10 protein-coding genes and 3 rRNA genes are annotated in these 16365 nt (G+C 66.0%); 5 read left to right on the forward strand and 8 right to left on the reverse strand.

Going from position 1 to position 16365, the window contains the following annotated elements:
* Positions 1–34: 34 nt before the first annotated feature.
* A complete protein-coding gene (locus ACSHXC_RS09305; RefSeq protein ID WP_438296495.1) occupies positions 35–967 on the reverse strand; it encodes a LysR family transcriptional regulator in 933 nt (310 codons plus the stop codon).
* Positions 968–1114: 147 nt separating this feature from the next.
* Here ACSHXC_RS09305 and lpdA point away from each other — a divergent pair, with 147 nt between their 5' ends.
* Positions 1115–2560 carry a dihydrolipoyl dehydrogenase gene (lpdA, locus tag ACSHXC_RS09310; RefSeq protein WP_438291128.1) on the forward strand — a complete coding sequence of 482 codons (1446 nt, stop codon included), beginning with the start codon at positions 1115–1117 and terminating at the stop codon, positions 2558–2560.
* A gap of 130 nt (positions 2561–2690) precedes the next feature.
* On the opposite strand, the gene ACSHXC_RS09315 is transcribed toward lpdA, so the two are convergent.
* The gene (locus ACSHXC_RS09315; RefSeq protein WP_399492249.1) at positions 2691–3248 is read right to left on the reverse strand and encodes an FHA domain-containing protein; all 558 of its coding nucleotides are present in this window, start codon (positions 3246–3248) and stop codon (positions 2691–2693) included.
* Positions 3249–3439: 191 nt separating this feature from the next.
* Here ACSHXC_RS09315 and ACSHXC_RS09320 point away from each other — a divergent pair, with 191 nt between their 5' ends.
* Positions 3440–4393, forward strand: a complete 954-nt coding sequence (locus tag ACSHXC_RS09320; RefSeq protein WP_438291129.1) for a GNAT family N-acetyltransferase — start codon at positions 3440–3442, stop codon at positions 4391–4393.
* Between the two features lie 73 nt (positions 4394–4466).
* Positions 4467–6206: a malto-oligosyltrehalose trehalohydrolase gene (gene treZ, locus ACSHXC_RS09325; protein WP_438291130.1), complete on the forward strand. Its 1740-nt coding sequence runs from the start codon at positions 4467–4469 to the stop codon at positions 6204–6206.
* Positions 6207–6243: 37 nt separating this feature from the next.
* Here treZ and ACSHXC_RS09330 read toward each other — a convergent pair whose 3' ends face one another.
* The 3 genes from ACSHXC_RS09330 to ACSHXC_RS09340 all read right to left on the reverse strand — a co-directional run bounded on the left by ACSHXC_RS09330 (position 6244) and on the right by ACSHXC_RS09340 (position 9106).
* Entirely contained in the window at positions 6244–7374 is a 1131-nt protein-coding gene (locus ACSHXC_RS09330; protein WP_438291131.1) for a M24 family metallopeptidase, read from the reverse strand.
* Between the two features lie 104 nt (positions 7375–7478).
* Positions 7479–8432: a hypothetical protein gene (locus ACSHXC_RS09335; protein WP_438291132.1), complete on the reverse strand. Its 954-nt coding sequence runs from the start codon at positions 8430–8432 to the stop codon at positions 7479–7481.
* A 41-nt stretch (positions 8433–8473) separates the two neighbouring features.
* Complete coding sequence (locus tag ACSHXC_RS09340; protein ID WP_438291133.1) at positions 8474–9106, reverse strand: nucleoside/nucleotide kinase family protein; 633 nt, start codon at positions 9104–9106, stop codon at positions 8474–8476.
* Positions 9107–9164: 58 nt separating this feature from the next.
* Here ACSHXC_RS09340 and ACSHXC_RS09345 point away from each other — a divergent pair, with 58 nt between their 5' ends.
* Complete coding sequence (locus ACSHXC_RS09345) at positions 9165–9557, forward strand: VOC family protein (protein ID WP_438291134.1); 393 nt, start codon at positions 9165–9167, stop codon at positions 9555–9557.
* A 122-nt stretch (positions 9558–9679) separates the two neighbouring features.
* Here the strand turns inward: ACSHXC_RS09345 and rrf are convergent.
* From rrf to ACSHXC_RS09360, 3 genes are all read right to left on the reverse strand, one after another.
* A 5S ribosomal RNA gene (gene rrf, locus ACSHXC_RS09350) occupies positions 9680–9796 on the reverse strand.
* Between the two features lie 92 nt (positions 9797–9888).
* Positions 9889–13011, reverse strand: a 23S ribosomal RNA gene (locus ACSHXC_RS09355).
* A gap of 285 nt (positions 13012–13296) precedes the next feature.
* Positions 13297–14822: ribosomal RNA gene (locus tag ACSHXC_RS09360) — 16S ribosomal RNA — on the reverse strand.
* The 16S, 23S and 5S rRNA genes sit together here, the layout of an rRNA operon.
* 612 nt (positions 14823–15434) lie before the next feature.
* On the opposite strand from ACSHXC_RS09360, the gene ACSHXC_RS09365 reads away from it, so the two are divergent.
* The gene (locus ACSHXC_RS09365) at positions 15435–16169 is read left to right on the forward strand and encodes a 4'-phosphopantetheinyl transferase family protein (protein WP_438291135.1); all 735 of its coding nucleotides are present in this window, start codon (positions 15435–15437) and stop codon (positions 16167–16169) included.
* The last annotated feature ends 196 nt before the right edge of the window (positions 16170–16365 follow it).

Raw genomic sequence — 16365 nt, forward strand, 5'->3', positions numbered from 1 at the left:
ACCACCTCCGCCCGGCAGCCGCGGGTAACCGGTCTCAGCGGACCACCTCCGCCGGGCAGTCGCGATCGGCGTTGAGCCGTACGGGTGAGATGTCGCCGGTGCCGTACGGGGCTGACCTGCACAGCAGCTCGGTGAAGGCGGCCGCGGCGCCGACCAGCTCGACCCGTGAGAACACGGTCAGGGCGCGCTTCCAGGTGGGATCGACGGAGAGCAGCACACAGTCCTCACCGATACCCCCGCGTACGACGTGGGTGGGCACGGCGACCACGCCGACCCCGGCCGCGGCCATCCGTACCGCCGTGGAGGTGTGCTCGGTGCGCACGACGGTGCGCGGGGTGAAGCCGGCTCGCTCGCAGACCAGGTCGAGGAAGGGCCGGCCGTCGATGACGGGCTCCATCGCACAGCGCACCCAGGCGTGGTCGGCGAGCTCTTCGAGGCGCACCGAGGAGCGGCCCGCCAGCGGATCGTCGAAGGCGACGACGAGCGCGATCTCCTCCTCGCCGACGGGGACGACGGGCCCGTCCCAGTGCTCGGGCGGCGGGCCGACGGCCAGGTCGGCGGCGCCGCGTTCGAGCGACTCCTCAAGCGCCTCGGTGGTGGCGTACTCGTGGAGGAGCAGCCGCACGCCGGGGTGGATGCGCCGCCAGCGGGCGAATGCCTCGGGCAGCACGCCGACGGCCACCGAGTGCACGGAGGCGATGTGCAGTTCGCCGCCTTCGGAGCCGGCCGCCGCGCGGGCCGCTCGCCGGGCCTGGAGCGCGCTGCGCACCGCGAGCCTGGCGTGCGGCAGGTAGGCGCGGCCCATGGGGGTGAGCCGCACTCCGCGCGGCATCCGTTCGAGGAGCTCGCCGCCGACGGACTTCTCCAGCGCCTTGATCTGGTGGGACAGCGCGGGCTGGGTGACATGCAGCAGCTCGGCGGCGCGGGTGAACGACGTCTCCTCGACGACCGTGACGAAGTACTCCATCTGTCGCAGGCTCACGCCACGTCCCCCTGATCGCACCGGTTGATCACACCGGTCTCACGCGCCCCCTGCGCGCCATAAGCATTGTGCATCGGCCTCACAAGAACATTGCCTTGGACTCATGGCAGCGCCCGGGCGGAGGCTTGCCCCATGACTGAGCCCAAGACTGAGACCTTGACGGAACTCGCGACCGACGATGCTGTGGCCGATGTGATCGTGATCGGCGGCGGCACCGGCGGATATTCCACCGCTCTGCGAGCCGCAGCCCTCGGCCTGAAGGTGGTGCTCGCCGAGCGCGACAAGGTGGGCGGCACCTGCCTGCACCGCGGCTGCATCCCCAGCAAGGCGATGCTGCACGCTGCCGAGCTGGTTGACGGGATCGCCGAGGCGCGGGAGCGGTGGGGGGTGAAGGCGAGCGTGGACTCGATCGACTGGCAGGCGCTGGTGGCGACCCGCGACGACATCGTCTCCCGCAACCACAAGGGCGTCGAAGCCCATCTGGCCCACGCGAACGTCGAAGTGCTGTGCGGGCGCGCACAGTTGACGGGACCCCGAAGCGTATTCATCGAGGGGTACGGGAACTTTGTGGCCCGGCGCGGCATTGTGCTCGCCACGGGTTCGCGGCCCCGCATGCTGCCGGGCCTCGAAGCGGACGGACGGCGTGTGGTCACCAGCGACGACGCCCTGTTCGCCCCCGGGCTTCCGCAGTCCGTACTGGTCCTGGGCGGCGGTGCGATCGGCGTCGAGTACGCCTCGTTCCACCGGTCGATGGGCGCCGAGGTCACGCTGGTCGAGGCCGCCGACCGGCTCGTGCCGCTCGAAGACGCCGATGTCAGCCGACACTTGACCCGCGGTCTCAAGAAGCGCGGCATCGATGTACAGTCCGGCGCACGCTTCCTGGAAGCGAGTGTCTTGGAGGACGGGGTGCGCGCCTCGGTGCGCACCGCGCGCGGCGAGATCCGCACGATCGAGGCCCAGCGGCTCCTGCTCGCGGTGGGCCGGGCGCCGGTCACCGACGGGCTCGGCCTGGCCGCGGCCGGACTCGTCGTCGACGAGCGGGGCTTCGTCGCCCCGGCCGACTGGGCCCGGCTCGAAACCGCGGTTCCCGGCATTCATGTGGTGGGCGATCTGCTGCCGCCTCCCTCCCTCGGTCTGGCCCACGCCTCTTTCGCGGAGGGCCTGTTGGTCGCCGAAACGCTGGCCGGGGTCGCCTCCGCGCCCGTCGACTACGCGGCGGTGCCCCGGGTCACGTACTCCTCTCCGCAGACCGCCTCGGTGGGGCTGACCGAGGCGGACGCCCGCAACCGGGGGCATGACGTCGTGGTCAACACCATGCCGCTGACGGCCGTCGCCAAGGGCATGGTGCACGGGCAGGGCGGGGTGGTGAAGGTGGTCGCCGAACGCGCGGGGCAGGTGCTCGGCGTCCACCTCGTCGGCCCGAACGTGTCCGAGATGATCGCCGAGAGCCAGCTGATCGTCGGCTGGGACGCCGAGCCCTCGGACGTGGCCCGTCACATCCACGCCCACCCCACGCTCTCGGAGGCCGTCGGCGAAACCTTCCTCACGCTGGCCGGCCGTGGCCTGCACCAGCTGTGAACAGCCCCAAGTCCCGCCGTCCACAAGCAAGTTAGTTCGGGAGCCACTGGCAGGGAGTAGCGCACCTTGTCCTTGCCGGTGCGAGCCCAGGCGTTCGCCCTGGTCAGATGGTTTCAGCGGCCCGGTGGGCTCAGTGGGTGGCGAGGCGGAAGGCCATCCGGCCGAAGCTGACCTGGTCACCGTCGGCCACGGCGACCGCTCCCGTCACCCGGCGCCCGTTGACGCACGTCCCGTTGGTGGAGCCGAGGTCGCGCAATTGCCACATGCCGGACTGGAAGACAAGTTCGGCGTGCACCCGCGACACGGTCTCGTGGCTCAGGCGGAGCCCGTTGGCCGGGTCGCGGCCGATACGCAGGGGATAAGGGCCCGGCACCGGGAAGAGGAGTTTGGGCAGCCGCTCGGTCTGCCAGGCCCTGCGCAGCGAGACCGAGAACTCGGACACCCGGCTGACCGCGCCGAACACCGCCTTCGCCCAGCGATTGCCGCCGCTGTCCAAGTCGGCGGTGAGGGCGACCAGTTCGTCCGACCTGCGGGCGGCCAGGGCCAGTTCCATCCGGCGCAGGAACGTGTCGTGCGACAGCTTGCCCTCGGCGGCGCCCTCGCGGAGCACCTCCAGCACCCGGTCGCGCTCCGCGTCGGAGAGCCGCGCGGGCGCCGAGGAGGTCTGGAATTCGAAGGAGGGCGTCACATCAGCGATTGTCCTTCCAGAAGGCCGTAGGTGTCCAGCAGAGGGACCTCCTCCCAAAGAGGTCCGCGTTCCCGACCGCCCCAGCCCTGACCTGCGACGCAGAGTGGCATCCGTCGCCCTAATTCCCTTGCCGGGCAGCCCACGTGCCCTGTTAGGGTCTGCCGACTCGTCAAACCTCTGAGGGGACCCTCTTGCAGAATTCCGCGTCGGACATAACCATTCGTCCGCTCGCCGGGCCCGAGGAACTCGGGCTCTTCCAGCAGCTTTCCTACGTCCTGGACCACGAACTCCAGGACGATCTGGCCACCGGCCGCCGCATCCCGGCCTGGATGTGGGTGGCCGTGCGCGACGGCCGCGTACTGGCGCGCATCGCGTGGTGGGCCGTGAAGAGCGGCGAGGCGCCGCAGAGCCTCGACTTCTTCGACGTCGACGACTCCCTGCCCGCGGCCGAGCGCCACGAGATCGGTCTGCGCCTCCTCGAGACCGCGACCGCCGAGGTGGTGCCCGCGGATGCCGAGCGCCCCGAGTACGGCCGTTTCATGCCGGGCAACTGGCGCGAGGACCCCGTCGCCCGCGAAGTCGTCGAGACCCGGCTGAACATCATGGCCGCCTCCGGTGCGGCCCCGCTCGTCGAGCGGCTGCGCCTGGAGTGGCGGCCCGGCACACCGCTTCCCGAGGCCTCCACCAGGCTGTCGTTCCGTCCCGCCACCGATCGCGAGGAGCTCATCTCGCTGATGACACTCGTCGTGGAGGGAGGGCTCGACGAGCACACCCGCGAGGAACTGCTCACCATGACCCCGCGCGAGTCCGCGGAGCTCATGTACGAGGAGGAGTTCGAGACCTTCAGGACGCCGCGCGAGTGGTGGCGGATCGCAGAGCTCAACGACGGCGGCGAACCCGTCGGGTTCGTGATCCCGGCACGCAACAGCTACAACCCGATCATCGCCTACATCGGGGTGCTGCCCGCCCACCGCGGCCACGGCTACATCGACGACCTCCTGGCCGAGGGGACGCGCATCCTCGCCGAACAGGACGTGCCCCGGATCCGCGCCGCCACGGACCTGCCCAACGTCCCCATGGCGAACGCGTTCGCCCGTGCGGGCTATGTCGTCTTCGAGCGCGCGATCAACATGGTCTGGAAGTAGTCACGAATTACGGGCGTGTCCCCCTCGTCTGTCGCACCATGGTCGCAACCGGCAACGACAGGGGGACACACCAGTGCTGTTCGAAGTGTGGGCGCCGCACGCCGACCGGATCGCCCTTGTCCTGGAGGGCGCGACCCATCCCATGAGCCGCCACCCCGTGCGCGCGGGCTGGTGGCTGGCCGAGGCCGAGGCGCACTCGGGCGACCGCTACGGATACGTACTGGACGACGGCCCTCCGCTGCCCGACCCGCGGTCACGCCGGCAGCCCGAAGGCCCGGACGGCCTCAGCGCGGTCGTCGTCCACGAAACGTTCGACTGGCAGCACCCCTGGGATGGCCGCCCACTCCAGAGGGCCGTCCTGTACGAACTGCACATCGGCACCTTCACCCCCGAAGGCACCCTCGACGCGGCCGTCCAACAACTGCCCCATCTGGCCGAGTTGGGGATCACGCACATCGAGCTGATGCCGGTGTGCCCCTTCCCGGGGCGGCACGGCTGGGGGTACGAGGGCGTCTCCCTCTGGGCGGTGCACGAGCCCTATGGCGGACCCGAGGCGCTGAAGAGGTTTGTCGACGCGGCGCACGCCCATGGTCTCGGCGTCGTCCTGGACGTCGTGCACAACCATCTGGGCCCGTCCGGCAACTATCTGCCCGCCTTCGGCCCGTACTTCACGGACACCCACCACACGCCCTGGGGCTCGGCCGTCAACCTGGACGCCGCCGGCTCCGACGAGGTACGCGCCTTCCTCTTGGAGAGCGCGCTGGCCTGGCTGCGCGACTACCGCCTCGACGGGCTGCGCCTGGACGCGGTGCACACGCTGGCCGACACCCGCGCGTTCACCTTCCTCGAAGAGCTCTCGACGGCCGTCGACGTGCTCGCCGCCGAGCTCGGCCGGCCGCTCTTCCTCGTCGCCGAGTCCGACAGCTGCGATCCGCGCACCACCACACCGCGTCGCGAGGGCGGCCTCGGCCTGCACGCCCAGTGGAACGACGACTTCCACCACGCCCTGCACACCGCCCTCACGGGTGAATCCCAGGGCTACTACGCCGACTTCGCGCGTGCCCCGCTCTCCGCGCTCGCCAAGACCCTGCCCCGTGTGTTCTTCCACGACGGCACGTATTCGAGCTTCCGCGGCCGCGTCCACGGGAGGCCCGTCGACCGCGCCCGCACCCCCGCCCATCGCTTCCTGGGCTATGCGCAGACCCACGACCAGATCGGCAACCGGGCCCAGGGCGACCGCCTCTCCGCCGGCCTCTCCCCCGGCCTGCTGGCCTGCGCGGCGACGCTGACCCTGACGAGCCCGTACCCGCCGATGCTCTTCATGGGCGAGGAGTGGGGCGCCCGCACCCCCTGGCAGTTCTTCACCGACCACACCGACCCCGAGCTCGCCCGGGCCGTACGGGAGGGCAGGCGGCGGGAGTTCACGTCGCACGGCTGGTCCGCCGAGGACATCCCCGACCCTCAGGACCCGGCGACGCGGCAGCGCTCGTGCCTGGACTGGACGGAGCCCGCGAGCGAGCCGCACGCCAGGCTCCTTGCCTGGTACCGCGAACTCATCGCGCTGCGCCGCGACCGGGCCGATCTGACGGACCCCGACCTCGCGGCCGTCAAGGTGGCGTACGACGAGGAGGCGCGCTGGCTGACCTACAGGCGCGGCGACCTGCGGGTCGTGGTCAACCTCTCCGAGGAGGCGGCACGGATCAAGCTCGGGAACGGCGGCCGGGTCCTCGCCGCCTGGGAGCCGGTCGGGGCGCCGGATGGTGACGGCCTGCTGGTGATGCCGCCCGAGTCGTGTGCGATCCTCGGCCGCTGAGGACCGCACCACTCAACGCCTGTACTACTGACGGCGGTTACTCGACGATCGCCATGGCGCGGTCGGTGTTGTTCAAACGCCGGCCGCCGTCATCCGTAACGGTGACGATGTCCTCGATGCGGACGCCGAACCGGCCGGGCAGATAGATGCCCGGCTCGATGGAGAAACACATCCCGGGCACGAGCGGCCGCTCCTCTCCCTCGATCATGTACGGCGGCTCATGGGTGGTCACACCGATGCCGTGGCCGGTGCGGTGGATGAAGTACTCGCCGTACCCGGCGTCCGCGATCACGGCGCGCGCGGCACGGTCGATGTCCTGGCAGGCGACGCCGGGCCTGACCGCCTCGAAGCCGGCCTGCTGGGCCTCGCGCACCACGTCGTGGACGCGCTGCTCGGCGACGCTGGGTTCGCCGACATGGACGGTTCGGGTGGTGTCGGAGCCGTAGCCGTGCTTGAGTCCACCGAAGTCGAGGACGACCATGTCGCCGCGCTCGATGGTCCGGTCGCCGGCCTCGTGGTGCGGGTTGGCGCCGTTGGGCCCGGAGCCGACCACAGTGAAGTCCACTTGTGAATGGCCGTACTTCATAAGGAGGGCGGCGAGATCGGCGGCGACCTCCGTCTCCTTCCGGCCCGCGAAACGTACCTTCACGATCTCGTCGTACGCCTCGTCCGCCGCCGCGCCCGCCGCCTCCAGGCGGGCCAGCTCGTGCTCGTCCTTGACGGCCCGCAGCATGGGCAGCGCCTCGGTCAGTGCGACGTACGAGGTGCCGGGCAGCTCTTTCTGCAGCCCGAGCAGATGCATCGCCCAGGCGTTGTCGCTGACCCCGAAACGCCCGTCGACGTCGAGGAGCGGGGCCGTCACGGTGTACGGGTCCTTGCCGTCGGTCCAGTCCCGCAGGGTCAGCGCGGCGGCCCCTGCGGCGTGCGCGGCGTCGGGTGCCTCCAGGGTCGGCACGACCAGGACCGGGTCCTGACCGGCCGCGAGCACGAGGACGGTGAGCCGCTCGGTGATCGCGGTCGGCTGGTAGCCGGTGAGGTACACCAGGTCGGGGCCGGGCGCGACGAGCACGCCGGCCAGTCCGGCGTCGGCGGCGGACCGGGCGGCGCGGGCCATCCGGGCCCGGTAGTCGTCGGCCGTGAAGGGAGCGGGGGCGGGCGTCGTAGGCATGGCCTCATCCTGCCCGGACGCCCGTCGGCACGCGAGTGGGTTGAGCCTTCGTGCGGCCTCCTTCAAGGGTGGCTCAGCACGCCTCTCAGCCCCGGCTCGGCCCCTCAGAACCCATCCGTCTCGTCATCGACAAGTCGCTCAAGGAGTTCACCGAAGTCCTCCCCGACGACGATCCGCAGCCCCTCGCCGTCCCGGTCGCTGAGCTGAGTGAGCGTGCCGCCGCGCCACCAGTAGACGTACGGGCTGATCGACCCCGGCGTGTCCTCGTACCCCGAGGCCGCGAACGAGGCCATGGCGTTGAGGGCGAGCACCATGCCGGAGTCGCGGATGACGTGGAAGGCGAGCTGGTGGCGGAAAGGCATCGCCACAAGCGCGCCCTCCGGCGGGACCTCGCGACCGGTGACCTGGCGTACGACGGCGTCCAGGGCGAGCACCCGGCTGGCCGTGTAGAAGGAGTCGCCGACGACGATGTCGAAGCGCATCCCGTCGTCGCCCTTGACCGTCTCGTGCCCCTCGACGGGCAGTTCCCGCAGATTGCGCAGGGCTTGTTCGCGCAGGTCAGGAACCTTGCCGAGGGGTTCGAGAGCCTCGTCGGTGAGCATCATGACGCTCTCGGGGAGGTCGAGAGCGAGGATCTCGTAGAGGCCCGGCGCCACGCTGCGCGCATAGCCGAAGCTCTGCGCGTCGAGTCCGTCGCCGCTGATCACCCGGGGATACAGCTGAGCCCGGATCTGTTCGGGCGGCATGGTTTCAAGTGCGGAAGGAGCGTCCATGGTGCGCAGCACCATTCCGACGTGCTTACGGATCAATTCCGGCCACACGCGCGGGCCACGCGGCTCGTTGTGGCAGACGGCCGCGAGGTTGCCCAGGCCGAACTGGCGGCCGCCGCTGTCCTTCACCATGTCCGCGTAGACCGTGACCTCCAGGCCCAGCTCCGCGAACGCCTCCCTGACCACCGCACGGAACCGGGCGCCCTCGCCGTTCGAGAAGAAGCCGAACTCGGGGTCCCTCGGAACGTCGCTCGCGTCCCGCCTGGGCCCTCGTCGGAATATCCCCACGTCTGCTGCCTTCCCCTCGCACGGTCGCCAGAGCTGCGAGCCTACCCAGTGAGCGCACCCGTGATGACAAGATCCGCCCGCGCGCGCCCGGCGGCCACGAGACGTGCGTTGACCTCGTCGGACTCCTCGACCCACCGCTCTGCGTACGGCCGGGCCTTCCCGTGCCGCACATGCCGCTCGACCAGTCTGCGTACCCGCTCCCCATGGTCGACGTGGAGATACCAGATCTCGTCGACGAGATCTCTGACCTGAGCCCAGGGCCCCTCGTCATGAAGCAGGTAGTTGCCTTCGGTCACGACGAGCGGCACCTGAGGCTCGACGGGAATGCTCCCGGCCAGCGCCTCCTCCAACGACCGGTCGAAGTCCGGCGCGTACACGACCGTGCCGGCAGCGGGCGAGCGCAGCCGGGCGAGCAGCGCGGCATATCCAGCGGCGTCGAAGGTGTCGGGCGCGCCTTTGCGTTCGGTACGTCCGAGCCGGCGCAGCTCCCCATTGGCGAGATGGAACCCGTCCATGGGCACGAGCACGGCCTGGCCGTCGAGGCGCCTCACCAACTCACCGGCCAGCGTGGACTTTCCGGCACCGGGCGGCCCCGCGATGCCAAGAATGCGGCGACGCCCGGGAACGACGAGGCTGTGGGCGCGGCCCACGAGCCCGTCAAGGTCGAGATCCATACCCCGCATTGTTCCACCGGGCGCTCCCGGGGTTAGGTAGTACGTATAACCTGGCGGTATGCCGCACATTGCACTGATTACGCTCGTCGTGCGCGACTACGACGAGGCCATCGACTTCTACACCCGGGCCCTCGGATTCGAACTGGCCGAGGACACCGACCGCGGGGACGGTTCGCGCTGGGTGGTCGTCCGCCCGCCCGGCACCACAAGCGACGCGGTCTCGCTGCTCCTGGCCCGCGCGAAGGACGAGGCCCAGCTGGCGAGCGTAGGCGCCCAGACCGGCGGCCGGGTCGGATTCTTCCTCCACACCAAGGACTTCGCGGGCGACCATGCCCGCATGCTGGCGGCCGGCATCCGCTTTCTTGAGGAACCTCGGCACGAGCCGTACGGTTCGGTAGCGGTGTTCGAGGACCTCTACGGGAATCGCTGGGATCTGCTGCAGCCGGCTTAGGGCTTTGCATTCAGGGCTCAGATGGAGTCCTGAATGCATTCCTGATCCGGATGTGAAACGCGAAAAAGCCCCGCACCGTGATCCGTGTATACGGACCTGGTGCGGGGCTTTCCCCACAATTTGTTCGGCGGCGTCCTACTCTCCCACAGGGTCCCCCCTGCAGTACCATCGGCGCTGAAAGGCTTAGCTTCCGGGTTCGGAATGTAACCGGGCGTTTCCCTAACGCTATGACCACCGAAACACTATGAAGTTGAACACCGGAACCCACCGAAACCAGGGGTTCTCACGGCTGTTCATTGCTTCAGAACAAACACAGTGGACGCGAGCAACTGAGGACAAGCCCTCGGCCTATTAGTACCAGTCAGCTCCACCCGTTACCGGGCTTCCACATCTGGCCTATCAACCCAGTCGTCTACTGGGAGCCTTACCCCATCAAGTGGGTGGGAACACTCATCTCGAAGCAGGCTTCCCGCTTAGATGCTTTCAGCGGTTATCCTTTCCGAACGTAGCCAACCAGCCATGCCCTTGGCAGGACAACTGGCACACCAGAGGTTCGTCCGTCCCGGTCCTCTCGTACTAGGGACAGCCCTTCTCAATATTCCTGCGCGCGCAGCGGATAGGGACCGAACTGTCTCACGACGTTCTAAACCCAGCTCGCGTACCGCTTTAATGGGCGAACAGCCCAACCCTTGGGACCGACTCCAGCCCCAGGATGCGACGAGCCGACATCGAGGTGCCAAACCATCCCGTCGATATGGACTCTTGGGGAAGATCAGCCTGTTATCCCCGGGGTACCTTTTATCCGTTGAGCGACGGCGCTTCCACAAGCCACCGCCGGATCACTAGTCCCGACTTTCGTCCCTGCTCGACCCGTCGGTCTCACAGTCAAGCTCCCTTGTGCACTTACACTCAACACCTGATTGCCAACCAGGCTGAGGGAACCTTTGGGCGCCTCCGTTACTCTTTAGGAGGCAACCGCCCCAGTTAAACTACCCATCAGACACTGTCCCTGATCCGGATCACGGACCGAGGTTAGACATCCAGCACGACCAGAGTGGTATTTCAACGACGACTCCACCATGACTGGCGTCACGGCTTCACAGTCTCCCACCTATCCTACACAAGCCGAACCGAACACCAATATCAAACTGTAGTAAAGGTCCCGGGGTCTTTCCGTCCTGCTGCGCGAAACGAGCATCTTTACTCGTAGTGCAATTTCACCGGGCCTATGGTTGAGACAGTCGAGAAGTCGTTACGCCATTCGTGCAGGTCGGAACTTACCCGACAAGGAATTTCGCTACCTTAGGATGGTTATAGTTACCACCGCCGTTTACTGGCGCTTAAGTTCTCAGCTTCGCCACACCGAAATGTGACTAACCGGTCCCCTTAACGTTCCAGCACCGGGCAGGCGTCAGTCCGTATACATCGCCTTACGGCTTCGCACGGACCTGTGTTTTTAGTAAACAGTCGCTTCTCGCTGGTCTCTGCGGCCACCCCCAGCTCAGAGTGCAAGACTCATCACCAGTTGTGGCCCCCCTTCTCCCGAAGTTACGGGGGCATTTTGCCGAGTTCCTTAACCATAGTTCACCCGAACGCCTCGGTATTCTCTACCTGACCACCTGAGTCGGTTTAGGGTACGGGCCGCCATGAAACTCGCTAGAGGCTTTTCTCGACAGCATAGGATCATCCACTTCACCACAATCGGCTCGGCATCAGGTCTCAGCCTCAACGTGCGACGGATTTGCCTACCGCACGGCCTACACCCTTACCCCGGGACAACCACCGCCCGGGCTGGACTACCTTCCTGCGTCACCCCATCGCTTACCTACTACCACCTTGGGTCGACGGCTCCACCACTTTCCATTCCCCGAAGGGTCCGGAACGGCTTCACGGCCTTAGCATTAATGGGCTCGATACTGGGCGTTTCAAAGCGGGTACCGGAATATCAACCGGTTGTCCATCGACTACGCCTGTCGGCCTCGCCTTAGGTCCCGACTTACCCTGGGCAGATCAGCTTGACCCAGGAACCCTTAGTCAATCGGCGCACACGTTTCTCACGTGTGTATCGCTACTCATGCCTGCATTCTCACTCGTGAACCGTCCACCACTAGCTTCCGCTGCAGCTTCACCCGGCACACGACGCTCCCCTACCCAACCCAACAGGCGTTGGCCCTATTGCTGGATTGACACGACTTCGGCGGTACGCTTGAGCCCCGCTACATTGTCGGCGCGGAATCACTTGACCAGTGAGCTATTACGCACTCTTTCAAGGGTGGCTGCTTCTAAGCCAACCTCCTGGTTGTCTCTGCGACTCCACATCCTTTCCCACTTAGCGTACGCTTAGGGGCCTTAGTCGATGCTCTGGGCTGTTTCCCTCTCGACCATGGAGCTTATCCCCCACAGTCTCACTGCCGCGCTCTCACTTACCGGCATTCGGAGTTTGGCTAAGGTCAGTAACCCGGTAGGGCCCATCGCCTATCCAGTGCTCTACCTCCGGCAAGAAACACACGACGCTGCACCTAAATGCATTTCGGGGAGAACCAGCTATCACGGAGTTTGATTGGCCTTTCACCCCTAACCACAGGTCATCCCCCAGGTTTTCAACCCTGGTGGGTTCGGTCCTCCACGACCTCTTACAGCCGCTTCAACCTGCCCATGGCTAGATCACTCCGCTTCGGGTCTAGAGCGTGCAACTCAAACGCCCTGTTCGGACTCGCTTTCGCTACGGCTTCCCCACACGGGTTAACCTCGCTACACACCGCTAACTCGCAGGCTCATTCTTCAAAAGGCACGCAGTCACGACGCACCGAGCAAGCTCGATGCGCGACGCTCCCACGGCTTGTAGGCACACGGTTTCAGGTACTATTTCACTCCGCTCCCGCGGTACTTTTCACCATTCCCTCACGGTACTATCCGCTATCGGTCACCAGGGAATATTTAGGCTTAGCGGGTGGTCCCGCCAGATTCACACGGGATTTCTCGGGCCCCGTGCTACTTGGGTGTCTCTCAAACGAGCCGCATGAATTTCAGCTACGGGGGTCTTACCCTCTACGCCGGACCTTTCGCATGTCCTTCGCCTATCCATACGGTTTCTGACTCGCCCTGTCGCCGGCAGACGACAGAAGAGAGATCCCACAACCCCGCATGCGCAACCCCTGCCGGGTATCACACGCATACGGTTTGGCCTCATCCGGTTTCGCTCGCCACTACTCCCGGAATCACGGTTGTTTTCTCTTCCTGAGGGTACTGAGATGTTTCACTTCCCCTCGTTCCCTCCACATACCCTATGTGTTCAGGTACGGGTGACAGCCCATGACGACTGCCGGGTTTCCCCATTCGGAAACCCCCGGATCAAAGCCTGGTTGACGGCTCCCCGGGGACTATCGTGGCCTCCCACGTCCTTCATCGGTTCCTGGTGCCAAGGCATCCACCGTGCGCCCTTAAAAACTTGGCCACAGATGCTCGCGTCCACTGTGCAGTTCTCAAACAACGACCAGCCACCCATCACCCCGAACCAACCGGTTCGAGTGCACTGGGGCCGGCAACCGAAGACACAACCTTCACGGCCGCACCTTCAGACACCCAACAGCGTGCCCGGCCCAGCCAGCCGATGTATTTCGCGTTCCACGCCGAAGCAGTACTTGCAAAACCACCGAACCAACTGTGCCGAATAGTCAACGTTCCACCCATGAGCTGACCGTGCAGGACACTTGCCTGCAGACGGTGCTGTGCTCCTTAGAAAGGAGGTGATCCAGCCGCACCTTCCGGTACGGCTACCTTGTTACGACTTCGTCCCAATCGCCAGTCCCACCTTCGACAGCTCCCTCCCACAAGGGGTTGGGCCACCGGCTTCGGGTGTTACCGACTTTCGTGACGTGACGGGCGGTGTGTACAAGGCCCGGGAACGTATTCACCGCAGCAATGCTGATCTGCGATTACTAGCAACTCCGACTTCATGGGGTCGAGTTGCAGACCCCAATCCGAACTGAGACCGGCTTTTTGAGATTCGCTCCGCCTCACGGCATCGCAGCTCTTTGTACCGGCCATTGTAGCACGTGTGCAGCCCAAGACATAAGGGGCATGATGACTTGACGTCGTCCCCACCTTCCTCCGAGTTGACCCCGGCAGTCTCCTGTGAGTCCCCATCACCCCGAAGGGCATGCTGGCAACACAGAACAAGGGTTGCGCTCGTTGCGGGACTTAACCCAACATCTCACGACACGAGCTGACGACAGCCATGCACCACCTGTATACCGACCACAAGGGGGACACCATCTCTGATGTTTTCCGGTATATGTCAAGCCTTGGTAAGGTTCTTCGCGTTGCGTCGAATTAAGCCACATGCTCCGCTGCTTGTGCGGGCCCCCGTCAATTCCTTTGAGTTTTAGCCTTGCGGCCGTACTCCCCAGGCGGGGAACTTAATGCGTTAGCTGCGGCACCGACGACGTGGAATGTCGCCAACACCTAGTTCCCAACGTTTACGGCGTGGACTACCAGGGTATCTAATCCTGTTCGCTCCCCACGCTTTCGCTCCTCAGCGTCAGTAATGGCCCAGAGATCCGCCTTCGCCACCGGTGTTCCTCCTGATATCTGCGCATTTCACCGCTACACCAGGAATTCCGATCTCCCCTACCACACTCTAGCCAGCCCGTATCGAATGCAGACCCGGGGTTAAGCCCCGGGCTTTCACATCCGACGCGACTGGCCGCCTACGAGCTCTTTACGCCCAATAATTCCGGACAACGCTTGCGCCCTACGTATTACCGCGGCTGCTGGCACGTAGTTAGCCGGCGCTTCTTCTGCAGGTACCGTCACTTGCGCTTCTTCCCTGCTGAAAGAGGTTTACAACCCGAAGGCCGTCATCCCTCACGCGGCGTCGCTGCATCAGGCTTTCGCCCATTGTGCAATATTCCCCACTGCTGCCTCCCGTAGGAGTCTGGGCCGTGTCTCAGTCCCAGTGTGGCCGGTCGCCCTCTCAGGCCGGCTACCCGTCGTCGCCTTGGTAGGCCATCACCCCACCAACAAGCTGATAGGCCGCGGGCTCATCCTTCACCGCCGGAGCTTTCAACCCCCCACCATGCGGTGGAAGGTGTTATCCGGTATTAGACCCCGTTTCCAGGGCTTGTCCCAGAGTGAAGGGCAGATTGCCCACGTGTTACTCACCCGTTCGCCACTAATCCACCCCGAAGGGCTTCATCGTTCGACTTGCATGTGTTAAGCACGCCGCCAGCGTTCGTCCTGAGCCAGGATCAAACTCTCCATGAATGTTTACCCGTCATCGGGTGCACACATCACGTAAGAGCGGGACGGAACCACCGGAATAAGGCGGCCCGTCCACAGCGTCCTCGCTGTGTTTGTCGCCACCCACACCCCAAAAGGGGACGGATGGACTTTTCAAAGGAACCTCGATCCGCCGGAGCGGATACGGGGTTGTCAATCTGGCGTTGACTTTTGGCACGCTGTTGAGTTCTCAAGGAACGGACGCTTCCTTCGTACTCACCCTCGCGGGCTTTCCTCCGGGCGCTTCCCTTCGGTATTTCGTGTTCCCGACTCTATCAGACTCTTTCGTGTCCGATTCCCCGTCGAGATTGGGGTTTGTCTTCCCGGCTGTGGGCCGTTCCGACGTCCCGAACTCTAGCCGATTTCCCCGGCCGATTCATAATCGAGTCTTCCGGTCCGACCGGAAATAGAATTCGGCATGCCGAATTCACCCCGGGCGGGGGACAGTGCTGAGTTGGGTGCCGCAGAATCTGCGGCGGACGGCTGCTGCAGAACCGTTCCGGCTCCGTGGCAACTCGAAGGACCTTACGGCCCTGCCGGGCCCGCGTCAACTTCAGGCGTCAACCCGGCGCAACCCGGGGGCTGTAGCGTTCCTCCGTGACCTTGATCCTCGAACCCGACACCGCCGTCGCGCACGCCTGGTGGTGGCGTACCGGAGACGGCCCCATCGATCCGGCCGACCTGGCCCTGCTCAGCAAGGACGAGCGCGATCGCGCCGCACGGTTCGTGCACGTGAGGACGGCGGTGGGTTTCGTCGCCGGGCGCGCCGCGAGCCGGCGGATCCTCTCGGAGCTCCTCGATGTGCCACCCGCGGAGATAGGCCTCGGCCGCAGGCCGTGCCCGGGGTGCGGTGATCCGCTGCACGGGCCGCCCGCCGTGCTGCACCCGGACTCCCCTCTATGGATCAGCATTTCGCACACCGACGGCTGCGGCATGCTCGCCGTGGCCCGCGTCCCGGTGGGGGTGGACGTCGAGGTCGTGCGGGAGTTCCCGATCGAGGAGCTCGCGCCGTCCACGCTGACCGAGTCCGAGCGCCGGATCGTGCTCGGCGCTCCCGGAGGGGATGCCCGCACTCAGGCCTTCCTGCGCTGCTGGACGCGTAAGGAAGCCGTGCTCAAAGCGGTGGGCGTCGGGATCACCACCGACCTGTCCGCCGTCGAAACCCGGCCGGAGAGCTCCGGCCCGGCCGTCGTGGCCGCCGGGGTGCCGGGCACGCCCGCATCCTGGAGCGTGACGGACCTCGCCGTGCCCGGCACCTGGGCCGCAGCCATATCCGTACCCGCGGAAGCCGACGGTGGCCACCTCGAAGTCCGCCTCCACGAGCACGCCTGAGCGGCGCCACCAGCAGCCCCTCCGTCTCAGGAAAACCTTCTGACGCAGGGGTTCAGGTGCTGAACTGTCCTGTTCCATCCGGCGAGTTCATCCGACCGGCACGCCATCACTTGATAGGCGTTGAGGCATGGAAAACGACCCGTTGCCCGGCGCCGTCCATGACTGACCTTCCCGTACCGGGATCCGCACCAGGCCG

Origin of the sequence: Streptomyces sp. HUAS TT7, assembly GCF_051550175.1 — a bacterium.
Lineage (GTDB): Bacteria > Actinomycetota > Actinomycetes > Streptomycetales > Streptomycetaceae > Streptomyces.